Genomic DNA, 22,507 nt, shown 5'->3' on the forward strand with positions numbered 1-22,507 from the left:
CGTTACAGCTGTATACTTACTAACCTGTCCTTACATGTTAAGTAATAAAAGTGACTGATCTCCCAGCCTAGTGTTCTCCAGGCATGACCTGGACAGGCCCTGTAGATTCACGAACGATGAGCTCAGGCGGTAGAATTAACTGACGATCTTCTTCATGGTACCCCTTCTCTTCAATCATCGACAGCATGGTATCGGCAGCACGTAGCCCCAATTCTTCCTTTGGATGCCGAATTGTCGTTAGCTTGATTTCTGTTGCTGTCGCCAAAAACGAATCATCAAACCCAACCAGCGATAGATCATTGGGTATATTCAGACCCGCCGAACGTACAATGTCCAGGAGTCGAACAGCCAACTCATCATTATAGGTCACCCATCCAGTAGGACGCTCTCCCGCCTCCATCGCCAGCAGCCTCGACGCACGTTGTAGCGGAATCTCATTTTTTTCTTCTGTCCGGTAAGTTGTTACTGCGTTCGGGTGTAATGTCACTCCGTATTTGCGGTGAGCGGCCACAAATCCCTTCATACGAAGAATCCCCTGCATATCATCGGTTTTGAAAAATCCAGCCAAGCGTCGATGTCCCAGCTTAATCAGATGCTCGGCCGCCAAAAAACCACCCTTTTCATCATCTACTCGCAGACATGGCGCATCCATTTCCTCATAACGCGCATTGATCATCAAATAAGGGATTTGGCGATTTTCCACGGTTAAATAATAGTTCAGATTGGGGTTACGCTCTCCACTTTTGGTCGGTTCAATAATAATTCCGCTCAGCGGTTGACTTAACAGCATTTCCAGGCACTGACTTTCTTGCTCAGGGTCATTACCTGTACTTGACAGCAGCATCTTGTAGCCCTGGCGACTCAATTTGGATTCAATTCCCTGTACAATGGATGGGAAAATATAATCCGAAATATAGGTTGTAATGACTCCAATAATCTTTGGATCTTCGGGCTGTTTACTGTCACGTGTCGCGACAAAGGTTCCCTTGCCCTGCATTCGAAACAGCCATCCTTCCTGCACCAGTTCACCCAGCGCCTGACGCACCGTTTGCCGACTAACGGCAAAACGTTCAGACATTTCATGCTCAGATGGAAGCTGACTTTGCGGCTCAAGTCTGGATGAATGAATCCAGGACAAAATTTCCTGTTTAACTTGTATATATTTTGGCGCCATAATTTCCTCCGTACTCGCAATATCGTGTACCTGTTTATATTCCACGATTATAGCATACCGTTCATTTGTACATACAAATGTCACAGGAGCAGGATATCCTCGTATTGCTGCCGGAGGTGTAAACCCATTCGCTTATCCCTTCCTTGCCACACAAGATTGGCTGAATATCTAAGGACAATTTACGTAGATGTTGCACATTACGAACGAAGCAATTGATGTTCGTTCATATACTTGAGCCCAGTATAGCGATCACGCAAGGTATGAGCCGTGCGCAATGCACGAGCGAGCTGTTCCTCCGTAACTCCTAGCTCGGCAATGGTAGATGGGCCTCCGACCTGAGCCAGCCATGCACGCATCTGCTCCGACGTAGGCAAAGCCTGATACACCTTAAAAGCCTCTACATCTTGACTGGATGCTAAATCCCTGTACAGGTCAGACAGCAATGCGGATGCTACGCCTACTTTAGCACCATGCAAAACTTGCTTGCGTCCCTCTGCAATAAAATCCATTTCAATTCGATGGGAAATATGGTGCTCTCCCCCTGACGCTGGACGGGAATGATCTATCATCAGCATCGAAATACCGGATGCAATCAGCGCATTCATCAATACCTCGACACCAGCCTTGCTGCCTGCCGCAATCTCATCGACATGCTCTACACAGGCACGCAAAGCCTCCTCGGTAATGCGATTAGCCACAGGCGAATACGGCTCGTTTCCCAAATCTCTGGAAACATGCCAGTCCGCTAGTGAGGTGAACTTACCAAGCATATCGCCAAAACCTGCGGCAGTCATCGTCTGTGGCGCATTTGCCAGCACGGACAAATCAGCAAAGATCGCCTCTGGCGGAACTGCTTGGAATGTCTGCTTGCTACCGTCCACAATCAGTGGTGCGCCTGCGGAGGTAAAACCATCCACCGAAGCAGCCGTCGGTACTGACAAGAAGGGACGATTCATTTTATAACATACGAAGCGAACCAGATCATGAATCGTGCCAGAACCTACAGCAAGTACAGCCTGACTCTTATCCGCCACACCCAGCAGCACCTTCATAATGTAGGTTTCATCAGCGATGACATCCCCTACAGCATTCGGAGGTAAACGGACTACATCAACTGTCAAACCTGCCTCACGGATCAGCTCAGCCACTCTTTTTCCTGCCGCAACCGAAGTATGCTCATCTTCTACCAGAGTTACATGACGATAATCCTGTTGGTTCAAATAAGGAACAACAGCCTCCAATGCTCCATCTCGTACCTCGATAAACAATTCAACCTTTCGGTGAGGATGATCAGCGTTACTAGCCTGCGCCTCTTCATTCCACAGCTTGATCTGTTCATTCATATTCATTTCATCAGCCTCCTGAAAAAGGAATAATTTGCACAAGAATGATACATAATGATTAATAGATTCCGTTTGAAAACGATTACTATTTAATTGTACGCACAAGTGTGTGTCTAAGTCCAGAGAAAAAGTACAAGTTATTTTTTAATTTATACATTTGAAAGGAACATGTTTATGAAATTTGGAACGGATATTGCCTGCGCACTTGGGTTACTGGCAGGTACAACGTTTGGCAGTGGTATTACATTTTTGTTCGGCTGGCAAGCTTACCGGGCCCTGACTTCTGTTGCAATCTTTGGCATTGCGGGGATTATCATTACCATTGCCGTTTTTCGCTTGCTGCACCGTAAGTCGCTTTCCACGTCTAATTCTCGATAAATGCTGTTAGTGAAACGAGTGCAACTTGTATTTTGCTAGAATACATAAAAAAACGGGCCTCTTAAGCCAATTGCATCGCTTGAGAGTACCCGTTTTTATTTTACACATATTCACTTATGAAGTCGTGTCTACCTCTGGGTTAACATCTAATTCATAATCAATTTCATCAAACCCGAATCCAAATAATTGGAGGAAATCCAGACGGTATTGTTCGAGATCGCCCAATTCAGATACATTTTCTGTAGTAATTTCGGACCAAGCTGCTTTGACAGCCTGCTGTACATCGTCTCTCATTTCCCAGTTATCCAGACGGATGCGTCCTTCTTCATCCGTTTCCACCGTGGACCCACTGTATAGCGTCTCGAACAGACGTTGTGCCTGCTCAATACATCCCTCGTGCAGTCCCTTTTCCTTCATGACCTTAAACAGCAAAGAAATATACAATGGTACGACTGGAATAGCCGAACTGGATTGTGTAACCAAAGCTTTATTCACAGAAACGTAGGCTTTTCCATGATAACGTTCCAGTTGCTTTGTTAGAGTATGTGCTGTAGCTTCCAAATCATTTTTAGCTTGGCCAATGGTTCCTTTACGATAGATAGCCTCCGTAATTTCGGGACCAATATACGAGTAAGCCAGTGTGGTTACCCCTTCAGCCAGCAGATCAGCTTCTTCCAACGCTTTTAGCCACAAGGACCAATCTTCGCCACCCATTACCGTGATGGTGTTCTCAATTTCCTCCTGCGTAGCCGGTTCCAGCGTAATTTCTGATACGACACCTGTATTCGTATTCACTGTTTTATTAGAAAAAGACTGTCCGATAGGCTTGAGAACGGAATTAAAAGTTTCACCCGTATCGGGATGTGTCCGTCGCGGTGAAGCGACACTATACACAATCAGGTCTACCTTGCCCAGCTTTTCCTTTACCAGCTTCAATGTCTCCTGCTTAATTTCATGAGAAAAAGCATCTCCATTAATGCTTTCTGCTATGTAGCCAGCTGCTCTGGCCGCTCTTTCAAAGGCTACTGTATTATACCAGCCTGCTGAAGCCGTGCGCCCCTCTGATGCGGGACGTTCATAGGATACCCCTACGGTATCCGCTCCCAGCCCAAAGCTCGCAGCAATACGAGAAGCCAGCCCATATCCAGTAGATGCTCCGATCACAAGTACCTTTTTAGCTCCTTGTATTGATGTACTGTCTTTGATGTAGTTGATCTGACGATTAACATGAGCCGCACATCCTGCAGGATGTGCAGTCGTACATATGAAACCACGAATTTTCGGTTTAATAATCATTGTAAATGGTCCCCCTACTTTGGCATTCATTTAATATGGATGGAATGGTTGTCCAGTCATTACTATATAGCAAATCAGCTTGTGGCTCAACATATAACATAGCACTTGAAGGCAGCCGAAGAAAACCGCCGCAAACATCGTAGTCTATAACGCTTTTTTACTCCACTATTCATTTTGAATCATATTCTAACAACATCACATCTTCTCCTTGCTGTTGTCTTATTTTGATATTAGCTCTTCCCCAAGAACACATTAAATCAATTATTTCATTTGCTGTTATACCATATTCCGTTATATAATACTCCACTTTTGGAGGCATCTGATTATACACATGTCTGCCAATGATGCCATCCTTCTCAAGTTCACGGAGCTGCTGTATAAGAACCTTTTGAGAAACGCCTGGAATACTGCGCTGTAATTCACTTGTCCTCTTTCTACCAGACATTAGTAAGCATATGATTAAGGATTTCCACTTACCTCCGATGATCTCAAGTGTTGCTTCTATGCCTAAATTATATTGTTTCATACGACCACCTCTTCAACGCTAAAATAACTAAGTTGATCTGATTAATTCTATAATCCCATATATTTACTCTAAGTACCATGCACACTTTCTAGTAACTATATTACTTTATTGTGTGTATTTACTTTTTTTATAGCGTACAGAATAATAAGACGTACCAACAAAAAACAAATGATGCTATGTAAGAAAGGTGATTTATGATGAAAACTCTCGTGATTTTAGCACATCCGAATATTGAAGATTCCAGAGTAAATCAAAGATGGAAACAAGAATTACTTCAGTATACCAATGAAATTACTATTCATGAGATTTATAAAGAGTATCCAAACTGGAGCATTGATGTTTTGAGAGAGCAAAAGTTACTTGAAACACATAGTAATATCATATTTCAATTCCCTTTATATTGGTATAGTTACCCACCTTTATTAAAAAAGTGGTTCGATGATGTTTTTACTCACGGATGGGCTTATGGTTCACAAGGTGATAAGTTAAAAGGAAAGAAGCTAGGGATAGCCATGTCCATTGGCGATAAAAAAGAAAATTACTTACCTACTGGTTCCGTTTCTTTCACTGTTGATGAAGTTATAGCACCTTTTAAAGCAAGCGCAGTACATGTTGGCGCCATAACATTACCCTATTTCGCTGTCTTTGGAGCCTCGTTTCAAGCAAGTGACGAAGACATTAATCAGAGTGCAAAGGATTATATCAAATATATATTTCAGTATAAATAAAATAGTTATAATAGTACACGCATCTTACCCATATAAAAACAGGCTCTTGGTGGCATCCAGCCAATCCAAGAACCTGTAAATGTTAGGCATGATGCGGTCGAGAGGACTCGAACCTCCACGGGGGGTTAGCCCACACGGACCTGAACCGTGCGCGTCTGCCAATTCCGCCACGACCGCATATTATGTATTCACACCGATGTTTTTCAATCACGGTAATTTAGATTATATCTTCCATAGAACATAAAATCAAGCTATTTTTATCTTATATTTTCTATGAATCATTCCCGTAAATATAAGAAAATCACTGGATATCACAAACCAGATATGGTAAAATGGGTTCATCAGGAAAGGAGGTGCGTCAACATCAATAATCACATGTTGAACGTATCCCTTACCCGGTCCGTTATTCTCTAATTTACAGAGTTAACGGAGGCGCGGGATACGGATCAAAGCTTTAATTAAGCGCCACGGGTAGAAAGACCGTCCTCGGACGGTCTTTTTTATTTCAACAACATCTTTCTCATACTTGACTATCGGAATAGGATTACATACTGTGAAAAGAGGCGTTACGATGTCGATTAGACCCGCGAATGTAGAAGAGTTCAAGGAACTGGCAGCCATCTGGCTGGATGCTTCCGTAGAAGCCCACCATTTTATTGCTCCGCAGTATTGGGCATCACAAGCTACTGAGATGGAGAACAGGTACCTTCCCCTCGCTCAAAACTACGTTATCATACAAGATGATCATAGCATCGGCGGCTTCGTTTCCATGTTGGATGGATACTTGGCGGCTCTATTTATACGTGTTGATTCTCAAAGAAAGGGCTACGGCAAGTTACTATTAGATTGGGTTAAGGAGCAACATGATGAGATTCAATTAAAGGTGTACCAGTCAAACACGAAAGCATTTAACTTTTACACTAAAAATGGATTTACCATTCAAGAGGAATCTGTAGATACCGAAACTGACGAGAAAGAATTCGTGATGAAATGGACACAACATTAACAATAATGAAGCACCAACAGCTTTATAGCACAAAGGCTCTGCTCCCGTAGAAATACGGCTTAAGCAGAGCCTTTTGCTTTTATTTAATACAACTGACTATGTAGTCTCTTATTTAAGCCCATAAACCTCGGTATATAAAATCTTTTTAAACGGAGCAAAATCCTGTTCAGCCAGCGCACCTGGATAGCTCATAATTTGAAGCCGCAGATCAGCCTGTCCTTCTCTTAATGGGGGTTGTACATAGTCAAAATGGTTTAGATGAAACCCCAAACGTTCGTAAAAACCAATCCTTCTCCGTGTCCATTCATCCCCTGGTGGCTCAACCTCCAGTACTACCGGTTTATCAGACTGTGAGATAAAACTACTCATGAGTTTTTTGCCTAATCCGCCACCTCGTATACGGGAATCTACCGCAATGTGCTCTACAAACCGAAAATGCGCGAATTCCCAGCCTGCCAAAAAAGCCACTGCCTTGCCCTGCTCATTCTTTTCAGTGATAATACGATAGCTTGGATGCTTCAGTAAAGCCTTTTGAGCCTCAAACGTCCTGCATTCTGATGCTGGAAAAGAAGACTCCATAATCGCATATATTTCAGAAAAATCGTGTTCATTTATCATATATTCCTAGCTCCTTTACCTCTAAATCCCCCAAATGACAGGCTGTCTTTATTAAGAGGAAGAGGGATGTTTAGACCTTGTTTAATTCCATAAGTGTCAGCAACATATGTTCCAATAACTCTGGAATATCCTCCATCTGATCTTCATTAATTTGTCTGGAAAATCGGAGTTCAATCCTATTTTGGTATGTAGGTGTCTTCTCTCCGTAAATCTGACTAAGCGTTTGTACCGATCGAAGATCGGGCTTCCAAATTTCGGTCAGTATATTTTCAATCCGCCTGCATTGTGACTCAATATCACGAATTTCCATGTAAAAACTCAGCAACAAGACACATCCCGGAATTTGATCTTTGATTTCCAAAATTTCCGCAGCCAAGTTGTTTAAATCCATCTTTAGTTGAAGTTCTGCCATCACATCCGGCTGTTCCCTCAGTCTGAACTGTACGCCAAATTCACGCGACATCACAGACATTTCCAATCTATCGATCCGCTGAGTAATGTCAATACGTGAATCCAAATTATCCAGATCGTAAACCGCATTTTCCATAGCCACTTTTAAATTATCAAAAACCGTCGGGTCGAACATTTTTCCACCTCCAATTATTGAGTATAACATAGCTTCTGTTACCTCTAAAATAGAATGCCCCTTTTCATGAAAGCATATTAAGATGGAACTTTATAGTATACAGCAAGTTGGTCAATTTATATGTCGAAGTTCGGTGAATAAATTTGTAAAAACACATAATTGTGACAAAAAAATATATATTTTCGTTTATTATTCCAATTTATTGTAATACACTATATAATACTGGATGGGATTAGTAATATATCATATATATCCCACAAAACAAAAGAAGGGAAGAGATTATTAAATGAAAAAGGCAGTTTTTTCCACACTAGGTCTTGCACTTCTATTAAGCACATCCTCCGCTGTTGCATCTGCTCAAGAAGCTCAAGAAGGAGCACCCGCTTTACAAAAGGAATCTATCCAGCTCTTTGGAAATGGGACTGACAGAGAGCCTAATAACTGGTTCGATGAAGCTAGTGAAATACTGGCAGGAGACGACATCTATGGGGAAATAGGCAAACACATTGATGGAGGTTATGACAATACCGATTATTATAAGTTTAAAGCCTTTCAGTCTGGTTGGTATCAATTTAATATTCAAGGGGACATATACCCTAATACATGGCTGAGACTTGGTTTGGCTGACAGTAACGGACACTTCATTAGATATGCAAATGATCGTGAATACTCTTTAGGTAAAAATCTTGAAGCTGGCAAATGGTACTACCTGGTCGTAGAAACACCCGGTGCTGAGTTAGGACAATTATTCGACTATAAAATTACTTCTACGATCAAGTAGATCAAAGGATAAATTGAAGTTAACAAAAAAACACGATCCTTTTTCAGGACCACATTTTTACCACTTTTAACAACTCCTGTCTTACCACAAACGCAGCTATCCTCGTAGGAGAACTACGGATGAACGCTAACACCTTCTCCGTGCTTATGGCTGGTATAAGCTTCTGCATCATGGAAAATCACCATCTTATAACAAGAATTCTATTATACTCACGTATTGTTATTTCTTTTTTGTATATGATTATTTAGTGAATGATATAGAATAACAACCTAAAATTAATATGTATACTTAATGAATATAAACCAAAAAAGTGAGGGCTCTTATTCATGAAAAAAACATTATTAGCTTCATTAGGTCTTACACTTATGTTGAGTACTACTGCCAGTGTCGCTTTAGCTGCAGAAGCAGATTCTGTACCAGTTGCAAAGGAAACCAACCAACTCTTCGGTAATGGAACTGACAGGGAGCCTAACAATTGGTATGATAAGGCCAGCGAAGTTTGGCTAGGTAGTGATATATACGGAACCATAGGGGAACTCATTGAAGGAAGAGACTATGATACTTACGATATGTATAAATTTAAAGCTTTTCAGACCAAGTGGGTTGATTTTAAAATTGAAGGGGATAAGTATCCTAATGCATGGTTAAATTTGACTCTAACAGATAGCGATGGTCATATGATTAAAACAACAGAAGAAGGACAGAATACTTTAGGTAAAAAACTTGAGGCTGGCAAAGAGTACTACTTAGAAGTGGGAGTGCCAGGCTACGAAATCGGTCAATTGTTCTGGTACAAGATTTCCGCCAAAATTGAGGAATAAAGATACTAATTCAGTTTCCTATACAAAAAAGCCTCGCCCCTATCTCAAGGGGCGAGGCTTTTGTAGTTCATTCATTCTTCGGTACAGTCATTTAATCACATCTATTTCTTACGACAAACGAGAACTAAAGTCCTCGTAGGAAAACTGACGGATTACCTTAATGCCTTCTTCGTCGTTGTAGCTGGCGATGGCTGGCAGGTTGACTCCGTTGAACATGTGGTTTTTGACCATGGTGTAATGGGCCATGTCGCAGAATACAAGCTTGTCTCCCGGCTTCAATGGCTCTTTAAAGGAATAGTCACCAATTACATCTCCGGCCAAGCACGTAAGCCCACCAAGTCTATAAGTATGTGCATACTCACCAGGTTTGCCTGCATCAATGATATTCGGGCGGTAAGGCATAGCCAGCACATCAGGCATATGACATTCAGCCGAAGTATCCAGAATGGCAATATCCATTCCGTTCTTCATCGTATCCAATACAGTAGCCACCAGATATCCAGTATTCAAAGCAATAGCTTCGCCCGGCTCCAGATAAACCTGAACACCATATTTATCCTGAAAATATTGAATACAGCGTACCAGCGTGTCCAGATCATAGTCTTCTCTGGTAATATGGTGACCGCCGCCGAAATTGAGCCATTTCATGTTCTTAATGTATGGCCCGAATTTCTCATCCACGACTTTAATGGTGCGCTCTAGCGTATCTGAATTCTGTTCACACATCGTATGAAAATGAATACCGTCCACGCCATCCAGATCCTCAGGTCTAAAGTTAGCCAGAGTCACACCCATTCTGGAGTTGTTGTAGCAAGGATCATACAACGGCGTTTCGATTTCCGAATATTCCGGATTCACCCGAATGCCGATGTCGATTTTTTTGGAAGTTACGCCTTGCACTCTGCTTTTGTAGCGTTTCAGTTGATCAAAGGAGTTGAAAACAATATGGTCAACATACTCCAATAGCTCATCAAATTCACTGTCAACATAAGCAGGTGCGTATACGTGAACTTCCTTGTCCATTTTTTCGCGACCAAGTCTAGCCTCAAACAACGAACTGGAGGTTACCCCTTTTAAGTATTTGCCAACCAGAGGAAAGGTCGAAAACATCGAAAATCCCTTAAGAGCGAGCAAAATACTGCAGCCTGTCCGTTCTTGAACGGAATTTAAAACCTCAAGGTTTTTGACAAGAAGTCTTTCGTCAACAAGATAACAAGGTGATGGAAGTCCTGTAATATCAATATTCATCGCAGACCTCAATCAAGCAACGTTGGCGTAAAGTTCTCTTGCCATGGCAATCCGTGTTTATTTAGGGCTTCCATAAATGGATCTGGATCAAATTCCTCAACGTTGTAAACGCCTGGCTTTTTCCAGAGACCTTTGATGATAAGCATGGCGCCGATCATGGCAGGAACACCAGTTGTGTAAGAAATGGCTTGGGAGCCAACCTCTGCATAACATTCCTCATGATCACAAACATTGTAAACATAATACGTTTTTGGTTTTCCATCTTTCACACCTTGGATGATGCAACCAATGTTTGTTTTGCCTTTTGTTCTTGGACCCAGAGAAGCCGGATCTGGCAAAATAGCCTTCAGGAATTGCAGTGGAATGATTTGTTGTCCTTCGTAATCAATAGGCTCGATCGAAGTCATGCCTACGTTTTGAAGTACATTCAAATGATTCAGATAATTGTCCGAGAACGTCATCCAGAAGCGGATTTTTTTCACGCCTTTAATATTCACTGCAAGAGATTCCAGTTCTTCATGGTACAAAAGATATATATTTTTCGGTCCAATTTCAGGAAGGTCGTATACCTTTTTCTCAGAAAGTGGCTCAGTTTCAATCCATTCTCCGTTTTCAAAGTAACGGCCCTTCGCCGTAATTTCACGAATATTGATTTCCGGATTAAAATTAGTTGCAAAAGGATATCCGTGGTCCCCTGCATTCGCATCCACAATATCAATCGTATGAATTTCATCAAAGTAGTGCTTTTGAGCATAAGCCGTAAATACTCCAGTCACGCCTGGATCAAAACCGCTGCCCAGCAGAGCTGTAATTCCTGCTTTTTCGAATCTTTCTTTGTAGGCCCATTGCCAGCTGTATTCAAACTTCGGCGTATCCGGCGGTTCATAGTTCGCCGTATCAACGTAATGAACACCTGTCTCAAGGCAAGCATCCATTATCGTCAAATCCTGATAAGGGAGAGCCACATTGATAACTACATCCGGTTGAAAGCTTCGAATCAAGTCAATGACCATGTCGGTGTTGTCAGCATCAAGCTGAGCCGTTTGAATCTTCGTACGACCTCCACCCAGCTTCTCTTTAAGCGCATCGCATTTCTCAACAGTTCTGCTTGCGATACAAATTTCTTCAAATACATCTGGGTTTTGGCAACATTTATGCACCACAACGCTGGCCACGCCACCGGCGCCAATAATCAATGCTTTTCCCAAAATAAATAACCTCCTTATTCCATACGCTAATCGCTAATCATTCTTGCAAACAAAATGATTATAAAGACATCCCACCAAATAATCAAGAAAAACGATAATTTGCTGTGTCAAAATTCACAGGAGCATGTCACAAAAACTTTACAAAACCCAAAATTAGGCATAAAACTCCGTAAAGTGAACAGAAAACAACTATTACCCCATACACCCCAGGGAAGTCAGCACACGTTTAACGGAAGTTTTTTTGAATATAATGCGCATAGCCCTAAAGAATTAATACTATCTTATTTCTAAACAAAAGACCACCCCTCCACATCCTATGGAGAAGATTCATGGGGTGGTAAAATGATGGGCTGATAGCGTAATGCCTCATCTACGATCTCTGCCGCACTCAAATCACGATCATCCCAGTAGATCAAATTACTGATCCCCGGATGGGGCGTATTTTGCTTCACTATGGTCAGCATACTGTCGATTTCCTCTTCTGTTCCCTCATCTCTGATGATTTTTTCCACTAACTCTATAAGCTCACTTCGTTCTAAACGGTCTAAATTTTGGAGTTCCTGGTTGGCTTGATCCAGACTCATATAATTGCCCTCCTTTGTATTGAGTATGATCGGCAATGTGTGGGCCCATCCCTTCTTCTGTAAGCGCTATATGGTCTATCATGAAGCTTTAGGAAACGTTTATGATAAATAAAGCCGCTCCCAGTACGGGAACGGCTCTATATAGTAATAAAGCTTGTTAAACCATGATTTTGCAAATATCGTTCGTGAATTCAACTGGATCTTGCAGTGGCAAGCCTTCGATCAGCAAAGCCTGATTATACAGTAATGCCGTATAGAGGTTTACTTTCTCCTTATCCTCGGCAAAAGCTTCTTTCAAAGAATTGAACACGGCATGGTTTATGTTGATTTCCAGCACTTTATTCGCTTTGACATCAGCGTTATTAGGCATGGCGTTCAAGATTTTTTCCATCTCAATCGTCACCTCGCCGTCTGCGGACAGACATACCGGATGTGTCTTCAAGCGCTTAGAGGCTTTAACACTGGATACCTTGCCTTCCAGCAAGCCCTTCATGTACTCGAACAGCTCTTTGTTGTCGTTTTGTTCTGCTTCTGTTTCTTTCTCAGTTTCGTCAGGCTCAATGCCCAGATCGCCGCTTGATACAGATTTGAATTCTTTCTCTTTGTAGCTTAAGAGCATTTTAATAGCGAACTCATCAATATCATCAGTGAAGTACAGAATTTCGTAGCCTTTGTCAGCCACCATTTCGGTTTGCGGCAGTTTTTCAATACGCTCGTTGGACTCGCCGGAAGCATAATAGATATACTTTTGATCTTCTGGCATACGTGATACGTATTCGTCCAAAGTAACCTGCTTTTTCTCTGTAGAAGAGTAGAACATGAGCAGATCCTGCAGAGTTTCTTTATGTCTGCCGTAATCGTTGTAGACACCAAATTTCAATTGTCTGCCAAATGATTTGTAGAATTGATCATATTTCTCCCGGTCATTTTTGAGCAAGGTCAGCAATTGGCCTTTGATTTTGCTTTCGATATTTTTGGCAATCAGCTTCAGCTGACGGTCATGCTGCAGCATTTCTCTGGAAATGTTGAGTGACAAGCTTTCGGAGTCAACCATACCTTTGACAAAGCTAAAATAATCCGGCAGCAGATCAGGGGATTTTTCCATAATCAGCACACCGTTGGCATACAACTCCAGCCCTTTTTCATATTCCTTGGAGTAGAAATCAAACGGGATATTCTCAGGAATAAACAGAATAGCTTGGTACACTACCGCGCCGTCCGCGCTGACATGGATATGCTGGAGCGGCTTGTCGTAGCCATAGCGTTTTTCCGCATAGAAATTTTGATAATCCTCGTCGGTCAGCTCGCTTTTGTTTTTTCTCCAGATCGGAACCATGCTGTTGATACGCTGTTCTTCCTCGTAATCCTCAAACTCGTTGTCGCTTCCCTCTTTCAACCGCTTGCCTGTAATATCCATTTTAATCGGATAGCGGATAAAGTCGGAGTATTTTTTAATCAGTGCTTTTAAACGATACTCGTCCAAATATTCGTCGTAGGACTCATCTTCGGTGTTTGCTTTGATTTTCAGAACAATCTCGGTTCCGACCTCGTCCTTCTCAGCTGCCTCAATGGTATACCCGTCCGCACCTGTGGATTCCCATTTATATGCAGTATCGCTTCCCAAAGCCTTGGTAGTCACTGTAACCACATCTGCTACCATGAAAGCTGAATAGAAGCCGACGCCGAATTGACCGATGATGTCATGACCATCCTTGGATTCATTTTCATTTTTGAATGCCAGTGAGCCGCTTTTAGCAATAACACCCAGGTTATTTTCTAGTTCTTCCTTAGTCATACCAATCCCGGTATCACGCAGGGTTAGCGTTCTATTATCCTTATTGGCAGTTACTTTGATATAATAATTTTCTTTGTCAAAGACCAGTTGATCATCCGTCAATGCTTTATAATAAATTTTGTCAATCGCATCACTTGCATTGGAGATCAGCTCTCTTAGAAAAATTTCCTTTTGCGTGTAAATCGAGTTAATCATCATTTCGAGCAGACGCTTGGACTCAGCCTGAAACTGTTTTTTCTCCATTCGGATATCTCCTTTCAGATGTAAACCTATGTAAGGCCAGCAGATATGAGCTATGCAAACGATTCTACTTTGTTAGCACTCCCATCTTTCGAGTGCTAGCCTACCTTTTTTATAACATTCCTCATTTTTTATGTCAATATCTCGGTTGGCTGAGCAGTAAAATTACATTTTAGGAAATCGCTAGTGTCTAATGTGTTTAAACATCACGTTAAACATTTCGACAGAGGAGGGAAACAGCCCTTGTACATGGGGAAGCAGATTACTCCTGATCCGCAGCTCATCCTCATCCAAATGCTGTAGGTCCTCATGAAAGAACCAAACAATAGGATAATCGCCGTCCTTATGTCTGCTACCTACATTTAAACAAACGGGACCTTGGTCGTCCTCTGCTATTGCAAAAGGAATGTAGCCTGCTGACAGCAGAGGTGACCATTGATCGATCAAATCATAAAATGCCTTTAAGCCTTGACCTACAGGCAGACGCGGGAACTCAACAAACGTACAATCGCTCCAGTATACTCCCGGAATGGATTCATTATCGAATTGTAAAGATACATAATGGTAGGACATGATAAAACTCCTTAGCAGGGGCGGCAGCTCAAAATGGTATTTTTCCTCCATCTCCCGAATTTCCTGTTCAGTAATCTGTGAAGGGAGAGGCTTCCACTTGATCCATCCCTCCTCGTCGACATTCCCATCACGCATTTCAATCGGTACATTTTCTTCCACATCCATAAAAAAGGCTTCATCCATCTGTGCAAATAGTTCCTTCATAGATGTACGAATATCCGCTTTCTTGTCCATGTCCTCACACCTCTTTCCTCTCTATTCGCATTTTGCATCATGGGTTTATGCCAAATGCTCTCTATATGAAAATAGCATTGTATTCATGTGTTACTGCACTTTTAAGTTCAGCTTATCAGAACTTGCTTTTATCACCATTTGCGGAATATTAGTATTACCAGCGCAACGGCTCATAGTTACGCCAGATCATCCAACGTTCTGTCTCGTGAATTAGAGCGGTGCCAATGCTATATTCGTCCTTCGTGCTGCTCTGCAAATCAATCAAATGAAGCATACCACCATACGTTCCAACCGCCAACATGCCTTCATCGGGTGTAACTGCCAGCCCGGATATCGTACTGCCGACAAAATAGCGCCAAAGTTCACGCCCCTCCCTGTCAATCAGACGGAGATAACCGTAGGCATCACCCAAAATAGATCCTTGCGTCAGTGCTGTTGCAGCGTATACTCGCATTTCTTCATTTATCATCGGCCACTCTTCCTTATTCTGAGCAAGACCCTGATCCACCTCAGCAATCGACACTTGAATGGTGGCGCCGTTGTAGAAATGACAGGCATTGTACCAGACATTCAAATCATCTTTGGAAAATACAGCATAATGCGGATAACTAGAATTTGGCTCCAATGTATGCACCGTCTTATCGGACAGATCCATAAGCATATGCTCACTCATCTGGCTACCGTAAGCGATCCAGCGTCCATCCCTCGACACAGCTCCATGGGCCATATCCACAATCGTGTCTTCCAGCTCTAGTTCTCTTCGTTCAGACGTCTTGGGATGGATCAAATCCACCTGATCACCAGCCAACAAATAAACGCCGTAACCGCATACCAGCAGAACTCGCTGTCCATCGCCAAACGGAATCACTTCATCTAATATATCCTCTGGATGCTCTTCATCTCCCAAGCACTCCAAATCAGGAATGGATGCTTTTAAGCGTCCTTGTATATCCTTCCACTGAAAATGTGCTGTCTCTTCTCCTTGCAGATTTAAGTCCGGTTGACGAACAATACGAATCCCCTGTCCATCCACCAACGCAAAATAAGTCCCGTCTGGCGAACAGCCTACTCGATGCAGTCCGGGGATTTGCAAGATTCTATCTTTTCCCGCCACATAGATCATTCCACATTCCCGAGGATTGCCCGCATGTAGAATGACTTCATTGCCTCCATTCATAAAAGCTATCGGCCTAACGGCTTGCAAAGCCTCCTCAAACGCTGCTGTAAGCGGCCAGGATGCAGCCGGAATTTCCCGACGTAACTGCTCTGTTTCCTCTGCCTGATTTGCGTCCTGAATCATACGAAAAATATCTTCAGCCAGTTTGGAGCGTTCGTCTTGCTTTGGCTCTGGCTGCTCCTGCTGCCACTGGCTTTCCATACCGATTCTGACAAATTCATTCACATCTGCAGCATACCTTTTTCCTTCCTGTCGCCACTTTGCTGCCATTTCATGATCCAACCAACTCATTCGCTTCCCCCATCCAGTGTATGTATGCCCCGTTTGATCTACAGGCTTGTTCATTCTGCTAGGTGGTTTCTCACCTTTGTCAGCACAGACCACAGGTCTGTCACTGCCTTCACCTCTTCATAGTCCAGATAGGCATCGTGCTTGTCATAGTATTTTACCGCTATAATCACCATCTGAAGCGTCACTGGCTGTCCAGCAGCCTTAAGGACTTCCACAATACTTTCGAAGGTCGCCAACTCAAACCAGGTTTGAACCTGACGATCTGGCACCCACTTGGGAATAGACTCGTCATGTTCGTTGGTTACGGCTGTACCCTCCTCTGCACATTCCTCTAGCCAATGCTCATCCCAATAATAAATCGGTGTGTGAACAGGGTCCTGATCCCATTGATCTACATTCACATATAACCAGTTATTATGCAGTTGCCCCACGCTATGCACCAATTCCTGCAATCCTTCAAACACACGATAAGACGGGCGCTCTCTGCGACGGTAATCCTCAAGTCTCGTCTCATACCTGCTCATCCCCAGCCACCCCGCTTCCTATATCAGTTAAACACTCAACATTCGTATAACATACATTTACAACTCACAAAATCCGATATAACTACAAGCACCTCGTAAAGTGTCAAGACTACATAAGGAGATTGATCTATTCATGAAAAGAATCACCGCACTTGTTATCCTGTCCTTGCTATTACTTGTAACCCCGATCTACGCTGCTGCCCCAGCACCTATGCTGGTCTATGTGGATCAAAGTAACCACTCCTTCATCCCGCTCCGTCTCCTGAACAGCTATGAAGGGATCACACTCAACATGACTGCCGCGGACAAAAAAATAGAAATCGCGCAAGGCAATACCCGGATCACATTATTCACCGGACAATCTACCGCCAAAGTGAATGATCAGACGGTCCGTTTGCAAAATGCTCCTTTTACCGATAATGGTTCGACCTATGTACCCTTGCAGTTCATCAGCCAATATCTAAACCTGCAAGTCTCATGGCAAAAGGAAACCTCAGCTGTAAGCATTAAGCAGGGTACAACGTCCGTCACGCTTCCGATACTTACTGGTAAGCTACCCGGAAATACTCCCCCCATTACAACGGCTCATAAAAGCTTCAAGGTCGGGTCTCGTACCTTTTCCGCTAAGGTGGTCACCGTCTCTATGCTCCATCCCAAGGTAAGCCTAGACGTGGCTCTAGCAGGCGATACCATTGGTAAAGTGGAAGACTTAAGCAGTCTCGCCAAACGTAATCAAGCGGTTGTAGCCATAAACGGTACATTCTTTGATGCCTATACCAAAAGCTCCTACAAAACGCCTTACGGCTACCTGGTCAGCCATGGAAAGATGTTGAAAAAGAGCTCCGGCGACCAACGGACGGTCTTCACCTACGATGCTAACCATTTATCCGAGCTGGTGTCAGGTTCTGCCTTTGAACAACGCTTAAGTCAAGGCAGCGTCGAAGGTGCTCTTCAAGCTGGACCTCGTCTGGTTACGAACGGTCAGGTTTCCCTAAATGTCAAAGCCGAAGGCTTCAAGGACCCTAAAATATTAACAGGCGGCGGCGCCCGCAGCGCACTCGGAATGAGTCGGGATCATAAGCTGATCCTCCTGACCACCAACGGAGCGACTATACCGCAGCTCGCCCAAATGATGAAGCAGGCCGGCGCTTATCAGGCCATGAATCTGGATGGCGGTGCTTCCAGCGGGCTGTATTACAACGGCTCCTACCTCACCACACCCGGCCGCCAAATCAGCAATGCCATTATTGTAAAGTATCAATAGCCAATAGAATGATAAAGGGCTGTCTTCACGGATCTGTAAGCTGTGGGGATAGCCTTTTTCCATTTCCCCTGGCTTCGGTTGTTCCTGCTTCCACCTGTTCAGGCGGCATGTATGACCGTCACGTATTGATCCTGCAATCTACAATCGAATCAGACCTGTAAAGCTATTGCTGCCTTCGCTTCCTTTTTTTATAGAAAGGTAAATACGGTTGTCTTCTCTGCTTGCCATGCATTCATAAAGTCCCGGTTGCAAAGAAAGGAACATCCCTCCCCATACACACTCAGGCTCCAGCCCACCACTTGTGGCTTCCTCCCCTGCTCCAATAAATAGGTTGCCTGAGGGAACCTTCAAAAACAGCCGCACAGCAGGCTTGTCGATATGATCTGTCATCACAACCTCATACGTTCCGTCCGCTCCCAGATTCAAAAAAGCTACATTTCCTTTGTTCAACTCGCCCAGCTCGTCCTCTTCAATGGACCACCAATCCGGCTCATCGTTCAAGCGATGCTTCAGAGCTTGCGTATCAAATAGGCAAAGAGTCGCCGTGTCTGTCGTAAATTGAAATGGACTGATTGCCATGTTCATCATACAATCCTCCTGATAATAGTCAGCGAATTTCCGTTTTCCCACGTCTTCCGCTATCCGTATTGCTATAGATTTGAGGGAAATTATCCCTGTATGTAAAGTATAACAATGCTTGCAGGGCCAGACAACATGTTGGACTAACACCCATTCTGCATAAAAAGCCCTCCCTCACGATGTCGTGAAAGAAGGCCGATTTGTGATTTAAGCGATGCTAACCTGCTGTTAGATCAGAAAAGACTTAGTAATAATTACCAACAAAATGAACAATACCAAAATCGCTCCTGTGGATGTCCATGCTCCACCGTAACCTACTTCACCCATGTCTGAATCCCTCCTTGCATTAAAGCTTACTCTTATCGTATGTAGAAAAGTGGATAACGACAGGGCGAATCGGCAAGTTTATTGCCATAGAAGGGCTACTCAAAAAATGGACTGATACGTTTGAGATAGATCGCTAATGACTCTGGATGACAACTGGCAGAGAATATCGTTAGTTCTGCGCAACAGCCTGCTCACATCCTTGTGCCTCATCATTTGAAGGAGCGGGGTTTCTAACTGGGATGAAAGAAATTGAGTGGTACCTATAAATACGACAACATCTAATCCAGGGTGGTTTCGGTATGTAATAAGTGCAGCAGGTCAGTCATAGACAGGAATCCGGGAGGAAAAAGGCTGTTGTTTTCTTTCATATATAGAGCTTTTAACATGGAAGTTAACGCCCAGTCACATAGGATAATGCAGCATTGGACTTGATTGTGCTTGTACAGGATTTGGGCTAGTTTCATGTGGTATTGAGATAGAGTGTGGAAATCGGTTATTGAATTATGTAGGTGTTGTGAGGGTCTGGACGGTTGAGGGGGACTTGGAATACAGGTAGAAGGGCTTCTTTCATATCTATTCCTCCAGAGAATTTCAATATTAGTCTTATTATACTCCAAAATAATACTTATAGATATTATTATTATTTATTATATTCATTATTCAATGTTTTCGTTTGGATATCTTGTCTACACTTTTAGAATAGTGAGGTGTAGACGATGGAAGATAAAGAAGTTCTTAAATTAGTGGGTGCCAGAATACGTGCTTTGCGAAAAGAAAAAGGATTGTCTCAGGAGTCGCTTGGGGAAAAAGGTGGATTCCATTTTTCATACATAGAGCAGATTGAGCGTGGAGAAAAAAACGTATCTTTAATAAATATAGCTAAAATTGCTAATGCACTGGATGTTAATTTGATTCAGCTTTTTGCTTATGTAAATGAGGATATTAAGGTTACAAAACATGAAACTGATATACAAGAAATCGTAAAAATACTCCAAAAATCGAGTCCAGAGAAAGTACGCTTGGCGAGGAATGTGATACGGGAGATTACAAAATAAAAGGATTTTTTAGCAAAAATAAAGGAGCCACCTTTAGTTAACAAGGCAGTTCCTATTGCACTATTGTTTTACGTAAGTTCAATACCCTATCGAACATTAAAATAACATATATATATCCAGTATTATCTTAATTTCAAGTTTCTTATATAAAAGCGCGAACCGAATCGAATACGAAATTGCAAAGGATTTCCCGCCATTATGAAATTATTGGCTTCTAGGTAGTTTCTTGCGGTCATTCAATTTTAATTTTCTTTTTACCCTTTTTTGTGGGCAATACCATACGAACATTTTTTAGCTTCGCTTTTCTTTGAGCACTATTTGTAATAAGGTTGACTGTGAAGTTCACGAAACCGCGTTGGATGTTAAGTGTTTTAAAACCAACTCTTCTGCAATTATTGCATAGATTACCATTAATATTCCAGATCCAACATCCACTGAAGTTATAATTAGGAACATGTATGGGGAAACTACCTGACCACACAAGATTTCTTGATACGCTCTCAGCGTAATAATATATTGTTCTATCCCCTACGTTGCCAGTAACAACTTCCCTCGTTTGACCAGGCGCCAAACGGTACCAGGTAGACAATATACCAGTTTGTCCCACAAAGACAAACCCACACCTACTCGCGTGATAGAAAATGGCTACCTGTACGGTAGAATTGGTGCTGTTTCGAAAATAAAGACTCATTTTTTTGTCACTCCCTCTTAATACCATTCTACAATCCATTGTATGCAAGAGTTGTAAATAGGAAGTGGACAAACATAAAAGAGTCTTAGCCTTTTTTAGGATACTCAGAGATTATGCTTTTTTAGAGTTTCCCGCCATCAGTTTGGCGAAACCATATGACCATGTTGTTAATGTTATAGAATTCAATCAAAAGAAAACCCCCACCTAATCTTGTAAAGATCAAAAAACACGTCCATATATGACGTGTTTTTCAATAAAATATCTTTAACTAATAGAACCTTTTAAATATCCTAAACCAAACCTTACTTCCAAATCTCGTCCGCAATCTCTTTAATGAAAGCAAGCTTTTTCCACTGCTGCTCTTCTGTCAGAATATTGCCCTCTTCTGTCGAAGCAAAGCCGCATTGTGGGCTGAGGCAGATGTGGTTGATGTCGACGAATTGAGTCGCTTCCTTAATGCGATTAATGACCGTCTGCTTGTCTTCCAGTTCACCCGTTTTGGAGGAAACGAGACCCAGTACGACCTGCTTTTGATCTTTCAAATGCTTAAGCGGTGTGAAATCGCCTGCACGGTCGGTATCGAATTCGAGATAGTAGCCGTCGATGTTGTCGATGCCGAACAGGGTTTCGGCTACAGGCTCATAGCCGCCAGAAGATGCCCAGGTGGAATGGTAGTTACCACGGCATACATGGGTCGTAACGACCAAATCGGCTGGAAGATCCTTCACCGTTTCCTGATTCACACGGGCGAACAGCTTTTTGGTATCTTCCACATTTTCACCCGCATGCTGTCTAGCTTCCCAATAGTTTTTATCACAGAGCATACCCCATGTGCAATCATCCAGTTGCAAGCTGCGGCAACCCTCATTGTACAACGCTTGAATCACGGATTTGTAGGCTTTGGCGATATCCGTCACCAGTTCATCCAGATTGCTGTAATACGTATCGGTTGTTTCTTTATTCTCTCCGCGCAATAGCTCGGCCAGGAACTGTGCAGGTGCCGGGATCGTTTGGCGTGCGATCGCATCCTCACCTGCTACTTGCTTCAGGAATTTGAAATCTTCAATGAAAGGATGACGGGAATGTCCGATTTTACCGGACAAGCGTGCAGTTTCCGCTCTTGTTTCCACACCTTGGAATTGGTAGCCGTTCAAAAGCTGTACCTTTTCCACACCGTCCAGACCCCACATAAAATCAAGATGCCACCAGGAGCGTCTGAATTCACCGTCCGTCACGGCTTGAAGTCCTACGGATTTTTGCTTTTCCACTAGCTTGATAATTTCGTTATCTTCAATCTTTCTCAGCTCGTCCGCAGAGATTTCATTATTTTGAAATTGAATTCTGGCGTCTTTAATCGCTTGCGGGCGCAAAAAGCTGCCGACCATATCATGTCTAAAAGGGGTCACTTTACGTTGGGATGCATTATCAAGGATGCTGCTCATTAGGGTTATCTCCTTTTT

Annotated in this window: 24 protein-coding genes and 1 tRNA gene; 7 read left to right on the forward strand and 18 right to left on the reverse strand. The window is 42.8% G+C overall.

Features of this window, described 5'->3' with window-relative positions:
- Positions 1 to 67: 67 nt before the first annotated feature.
- Positions 68 to 1,174 (reverse strand): GntR family transcriptional regulator, encoded by a 1,107-nt coding sequence (locus ACEN8J_RS13695; protein ID WP_029516675.1) that lies wholly within the window; start codon positions 1,172 to 1,174, stop codon positions 68 to 70.
- Between the two features lie 197 nt (positions 1,175 to 1,371).
- The gene (locus ACEN8J_RS13700) at positions 1,372 to 2,523 is read right to left on the reverse strand and encodes a sn-glycerol-1-phosphate dehydrogenase (protein WP_341039188.1); all 1,152 of its coding nucleotides are present in this window, start codon (positions 2,521 to 2,523) and stop codon (positions 1,372 to 1,374) included.
- A gap of 168 nt (positions 2,524 to 2,691) precedes the next feature.
- On the opposite strand from ACEN8J_RS13700, the gene ACEN8J_RS13705 reads away from it, so the two are divergent.
- Entirely contained in the window at positions 2,692 to 2,895 is a 204-nt protein-coding gene (locus ACEN8J_RS13705; protein ID WP_029516673.1) for a hypothetical protein, read from the forward strand.
- Between the two features lie 114 nt (positions 2,896 to 3,009).
- Here the strand turns inward: ACEN8J_RS13705 and fabV are convergent, their stop codons facing one another.
- Positions 3,010 to 4,191: an enoyl-ACP reductase FabV gene (gene fabV / locus ACEN8J_RS13710; protein WP_029516672.1), complete on the reverse strand. Its 1,182-nt coding sequence runs from the start codon at positions 4,189 to 4,191 to the stop codon at positions 3,010 to 3,012.
- A gap of 169 nt (positions 4,192 to 4,360) precedes the next feature.
- Complete coding sequence (locus ACEN8J_RS13715) at positions 4,361 to 4,717, reverse strand: winged helix-turn-helix transcriptional regulator (RefSeq protein WP_029516671.1); 357 nt, start codon at positions 4,715 to 4,717, stop codon at positions 4,361 to 4,363.
- Between the two features lie 197 nt (positions 4,718 to 4,914).
- On the opposite strand from ACEN8J_RS13715, the gene ACEN8J_RS13720 reads away from it, so the two are divergent.
- Positions 4,915 to 5,445 (forward strand): NAD(P)H-dependent oxidoreductase, encoded by a 531-nt coding sequence (locus ACEN8J_RS13720; RefSeq protein ID WP_029516670.1) that lies wholly within the window; start codon positions 4,915 to 4,917, stop codon positions 5,443 to 5,445.
- A gap of 92 nt (positions 5,446 to 5,537) precedes the next feature.
- Here the strand turns inward: ACEN8J_RS13720 and ACEN8J_RS13725 are convergent.
- Positions 5,538 to 5,622 (reverse strand) — tRNA-Leu (locus ACEN8J_RS13725).
- Between the two features lie 394 nt (positions 5,623 to 6,016).
- Between ACEN8J_RS13725 and ACEN8J_RS13730 the strand changes: the two genes are divergently transcribed.
- Positions 6,017 to 6,451, forward strand: a complete 435-nt coding sequence (locus ACEN8J_RS13730; RefSeq protein ID WP_039269959.1) for an N-acetyltransferase — start codon at positions 6,017 to 6,019, stop codon at positions 6,449 to 6,451.
- A gap of 108 nt (positions 6,452 to 6,559) precedes the next feature.
- Here the strand turns inward: ACEN8J_RS13730 and ACEN8J_RS13735 are convergent, their stop codons facing one another.
- Positions 6,560 to 7,069, reverse strand: a complete 510-nt coding sequence (locus tag ACEN8J_RS13735; RefSeq protein ID WP_039269957.1) for a GNAT family N-acetyltransferase — start codon at positions 7,067 to 7,069, stop codon at positions 6,560 to 6,562.
- A gap of 70 nt (positions 7,070 to 7,139) precedes the next feature.
- A complete protein-coding gene (locus ACEN8J_RS13740; protein WP_069012170.1) occupies positions 7,140 to 7,655 on the reverse strand; it encodes a hypothetical protein in 516 nt (171 codons plus the stop codon).
- A 286-nt stretch (positions 7,656 to 7,941) separates the two neighbouring features.
- Here ACEN8J_RS13740 and ACEN8J_RS13745 point away from each other — a divergent pair, with 286 nt between their 5' ends.
- Together ACEN8J_RS13745 and ACEN8J_RS13750 are read left to right on the forward strand one after the other, a co-directional pair.
- Positions 7,942 to 8,436, forward strand: coding sequence for a hypothetical protein (locus ACEN8J_RS13745; protein ID WP_039269955.1), 495 nt, complete (start codon positions 7,942 to 7,944; stop codon positions 8,434 to 8,436).
- 326 nt (positions 8,437 to 8,762) lie between these two features.
- Positions 8,763 to 9,257, forward strand: coding sequence for a hypothetical protein (locus tag ACEN8J_RS13750; protein ID WP_069012171.1), 495 nt, complete (start codon positions 8,763 to 8,765; stop codon positions 9,255 to 9,257).
- A gap of 108 nt (positions 9,258 to 9,365) precedes the next feature.
- Here ACEN8J_RS13750 and nspC read toward each other — a convergent pair whose 3' ends face one another.
- The 7 genes from nspC to ACEN8J_RS13785 form a co-directional block, all read right to left on the reverse strand.
- Entirely contained in the window at positions 9,366 to 10,505 is a 1,140-nt protein-coding gene (gene nspC, locus ACEN8J_RS13755) for a carboxynorspermidine decarboxylase (protein WP_029516665.1), read from the reverse strand.
- Positions 10,506 to 10,513: 8 nt separating this feature from the next.
- Positions 10,514 to 11,713: a saccharopine dehydrogenase family protein gene (locus ACEN8J_RS13760; protein ID WP_016819676.1), complete on the reverse strand. Its 1,200-nt coding sequence runs from the start codon at positions 11,711 to 11,713 to the stop codon at positions 10,514 to 10,516.
- Between the two features lie 314 nt (positions 11,714 to 12,027).
- Positions 12,028 to 12,297: a bacteriocin immunity protein gene (locus ACEN8J_RS13765; RefSeq protein WP_069012172.1), complete on the reverse strand. Its 270-nt coding sequence runs from the start codon at positions 12,295 to 12,297 to the stop codon at positions 12,028 to 12,030.
- 157 nt (positions 12,298 to 12,454) lie between these two features.
- Entirely contained in the window at positions 12,455 to 14,335 is a 1,881-nt protein-coding gene (gene htpG, locus ACEN8J_RS13770) for a molecular chaperone HtpG (RefSeq protein WP_069012173.1), read from the reverse strand.
- Positions 14,336 to 14,515: 180 nt separating this feature from the next.
- The gene (locus tag ACEN8J_RS13775; RefSeq protein WP_069012174.1) at positions 14,516 to 15,139 is read right to left on the reverse strand and encodes an SMI1/KNR4 family protein; all 624 of its coding nucleotides are present in this window, start codon (positions 15,137 to 15,139) and stop codon (positions 14,516 to 14,518) included.
- Between the two features lie 154 nt (positions 15,140 to 15,293).
- Positions 15,294 to 16,607 carry a WD40 repeat domain-containing protein gene (locus ACEN8J_RS13780; RefSeq protein WP_029516660.1) on the reverse strand — a complete coding sequence of 438 codons (1,314 nt, stop codon included), beginning with the start codon at positions 16,605 to 16,607 and terminating at the stop codon, positions 15,294 to 15,296.
- A gap of 50 nt (positions 16,608 to 16,657) precedes the next feature.
- Positions 16,658 to 17,131 carry a DUF7716 domain-containing protein gene (locus tag ACEN8J_RS13785; protein ID WP_029516659.1) on the reverse strand — a complete coding sequence of 158 codons (474 nt, stop codon included), beginning with the start codon at positions 17,129 to 17,131 and terminating at the stop codon, positions 16,658 to 16,660.
- Positions 17,132 to 17,264: 133 nt separating this feature from the next.
- Between ACEN8J_RS13785 and ACEN8J_RS13790 the strand changes: the two genes are divergently transcribed.
- Positions 17,265 to 18,395, forward strand: a complete 1,131-nt coding sequence (locus ACEN8J_RS13790; protein ID WP_318626750.1) for a phosphodiester glycosidase family protein — start codon at positions 17,265 to 17,267, stop codon at positions 18,393 to 18,395.
- Positions 18,396 to 18,533: 138 nt separating this feature from the next.
- Here ACEN8J_RS13790 and ACEN8J_RS13795 read toward each other — a convergent pair whose 3' ends face one another.
- Entirely contained in the window at positions 18,534 to 18,983 is a 450-nt protein-coding gene (locus tag ACEN8J_RS13795; RefSeq protein WP_029516657.1) for a DUF6386 family protein, read from the reverse strand.
- A 219-nt stretch (positions 18,984 to 19,202) separates the two neighbouring features.
- Positions 19,203 to 19,301 (reverse strand): hypothetical protein, encoded by a 99-nt coding sequence (locus ACEN8J_RS13800; protein WP_014599622.1) that lies wholly within the window; start codon positions 19,299 to 19,301, stop codon positions 19,203 to 19,205.
- A gap of 716 nt (positions 19,302 to 20,017) precedes the next feature.
- On the opposite strand from ACEN8J_RS13800, the gene ACEN8J_RS13805 reads away from it, so the two are divergent.
- Positions 20,018 to 20,356: a helix-turn-helix domain-containing protein gene (locus ACEN8J_RS13805; RefSeq protein WP_449291692.1), complete on the forward strand. Its 339-nt coding sequence runs from the start codon at positions 20,018 to 20,020 to the stop codon at positions 20,354 to 20,356.
- 232 nt (positions 20,357 to 20,588) lie between these two features.
- Here ACEN8J_RS13805 and ACEN8J_RS13810 read toward each other — a convergent pair whose 3' ends face one another.
- Both ACEN8J_RS13810 and ACEN8J_RS13815 read right to left on the reverse strand, forming a co-directional pair.
- Complete coding sequence (locus ACEN8J_RS13810) at positions 20,589 to 21,086, reverse strand: DUF1036 domain-containing protein (protein ID WP_495594547.1); 498 nt, start codon at positions 21,084 to 21,086, stop codon at positions 20,589 to 20,591.
- Positions 21,087 to 21,349: 263 nt separating this feature from the next.
- Positions 21,350 to 22,489: a 5-methyltetrahydropteroyltriglutamate--homocysteine S-methyltransferase gene (locus ACEN8J_RS13815; RefSeq protein WP_029516654.1), complete on the reverse strand. Its 1,140-nt coding sequence runs from the start codon at positions 22,487 to 22,489 to the stop codon at positions 21,350 to 21,352.
- Between the last annotated feature and the right edge of the window lie 18 nt (positions 22,490 to 22,507).

Source organism: Paenibacillus sp. Paensp38 (assembly GCF_059491915.1).

Excerpts from the sequence above, each read along its gene's own strand:
- ACEN8J_RS13695 (WP_029516675.1), bottom strand. The coding sequence starts at position 1,174 with ATGGCGCCAAAATATATACAAGTTAAACAGGAAATTTTGTCCTGGATT.
- ACEN8J_RS13810 (WP_495594547.1), bottom strand. The coding sequence starts at position 21,086 with ATGGATTGTAGAATGGTATTAAGAGGGAGTGACAAAAAAATGAGTCTT.
- ACEN8J_RS13775 (WP_069012174.1), bottom strand. The coding sequence starts at position 15,139 with ATGGACAAGAAAGCGGATATTCGTACATCTATGAAGGAACTATTTGCA.
- ACEN8J_RS13745 (WP_039269955.1), top strand. The coding sequence starts at position 7,942 with ATGAAAAAGGCAGTTTTTTCCACACTAGGTCTTGCACTTCTATTAAGC.
- ACEN8J_RS13705 (WP_029516673.1), top strand. The coding sequence starts at position 2,692 with ATGAAATTTGGAACGGATATTGCCTGCGCACTTGGGTTACTGGCAGGT.
- ACEN8J_RS13815 (WP_029516654.1), bottom strand. The coding sequence starts at position 22,489 with ATGAGCAGCATCCTTGATAATGCATCCCAACGTAAAGTGACCCCTTTT.
- ACEN8J_RS13715 (WP_029516671.1), bottom strand. The coding sequence starts at position 4,717 with ATGAAACAATATAATTTAGGCATAGAAGCAACACTTGAGATCATCGGA.
- ACEN8J_RS13700 (WP_341039188.1), bottom strand. The coding sequence starts at position 2,523 with ATGAATATGAATGAACAGATCAAGCTGTGGAATGAAGAGGCGCAGGCT.
- ACEN8J_RS13780 (WP_029516660.1), bottom strand. The coding sequence starts at position 16,607 with ATGAGTTGGTTGGATCATGAAATGGCAGCAAAGTGGCGACAGGAAGGA.
- ACEN8J_RS13800 (WP_014599622.1), bottom strand. The coding sequence starts at position 19,301 with ATGGGTGAAGTAGGTTACGGTGGAGCATGGACATCCACAGGAGCGATT.
- htpG (WP_069012173.1), bottom strand. The coding sequence starts at position 14,335 with ATGGAGAAAAAACAGTTTCAGGCTGAGTCCAAGCGTCTGCTCGAAATG.
- ACEN8J_RS13795 (WP_029516657.1), bottom strand. The coding sequence starts at position 18,983 with ATGATGAACATGGCAATCAGTCCATTTCAATTTACGACAGACACGGCG.
- ACEN8J_RS13790 (WP_318626750.1), top strand. The coding sequence starts at position 17,265 with ATGAAAAGAATCACCGCACTTGTTATCCTGTCCTTGCTATTACTTGTA.
- ACEN8J_RS13740 (WP_069012170.1), bottom strand. The coding sequence starts at position 7,655 with ATGTTCGACCCGACGGTTTTTGATAATTTAAAAGTGGCTATGGAAAAT.
- ACEN8J_RS13765 (WP_069012172.1), bottom strand. The coding sequence starts at position 12,297 with ATGAGTCTGGATCAAGCCAACCAGGAACTCCAAAATTTAGACCGTTTA.
- ACEN8J_RS13735 (WP_039269957.1), bottom strand. The coding sequence starts at position 7,069 with ATGATAAATGAACACGATTTTTCTGAAATATATGCGATTATGGAGTCT.
- ACEN8J_RS13805 (WP_449291692.1), top strand. The coding sequence starts at position 20,018 with ATGGAAGATAAAGAAGTTCTTAAATTAGTGGGTGCCAGAATACGTGCT.
- ACEN8J_RS13720 (WP_029516670.1), top strand. The coding sequence starts at position 4,915 with ATGAAAACTCTCGTGATTTTAGCACATCCGAATATTGAAGATTCCAGA.
- ACEN8J_RS13785 (WP_029516659.1), bottom strand. The coding sequence starts at position 17,131 with ATGAGCAGGTATGAGACGAGACTTGAGGATTACCGTCGCAGAGAGCGC.
- ACEN8J_RS13730 (WP_039269959.1), top strand. The coding sequence starts at position 6,017 with ATGTCGATTAGACCCGCGAATGTAGAAGAGTTCAAGGAACTGGCAGCC.
- nspC (WP_029516665.1), bottom strand. The coding sequence starts at position 10,505 with ATGAATATTGATATTACAGGACTTCCATCACCTTGTTATCTTGTTGAC.
- fabV (WP_029516672.1), bottom strand. The coding sequence starts at position 4,191 with ATGATTATTAAACCGAAAATTCGTGGTTTCATATGTACGACTGCACAT.
- ACEN8J_RS13750 (WP_069012171.1), top strand. The coding sequence starts at position 8,763 with ATGAAAAAAACATTATTAGCTTCATTAGGTCTTACACTTATGTTGAGT.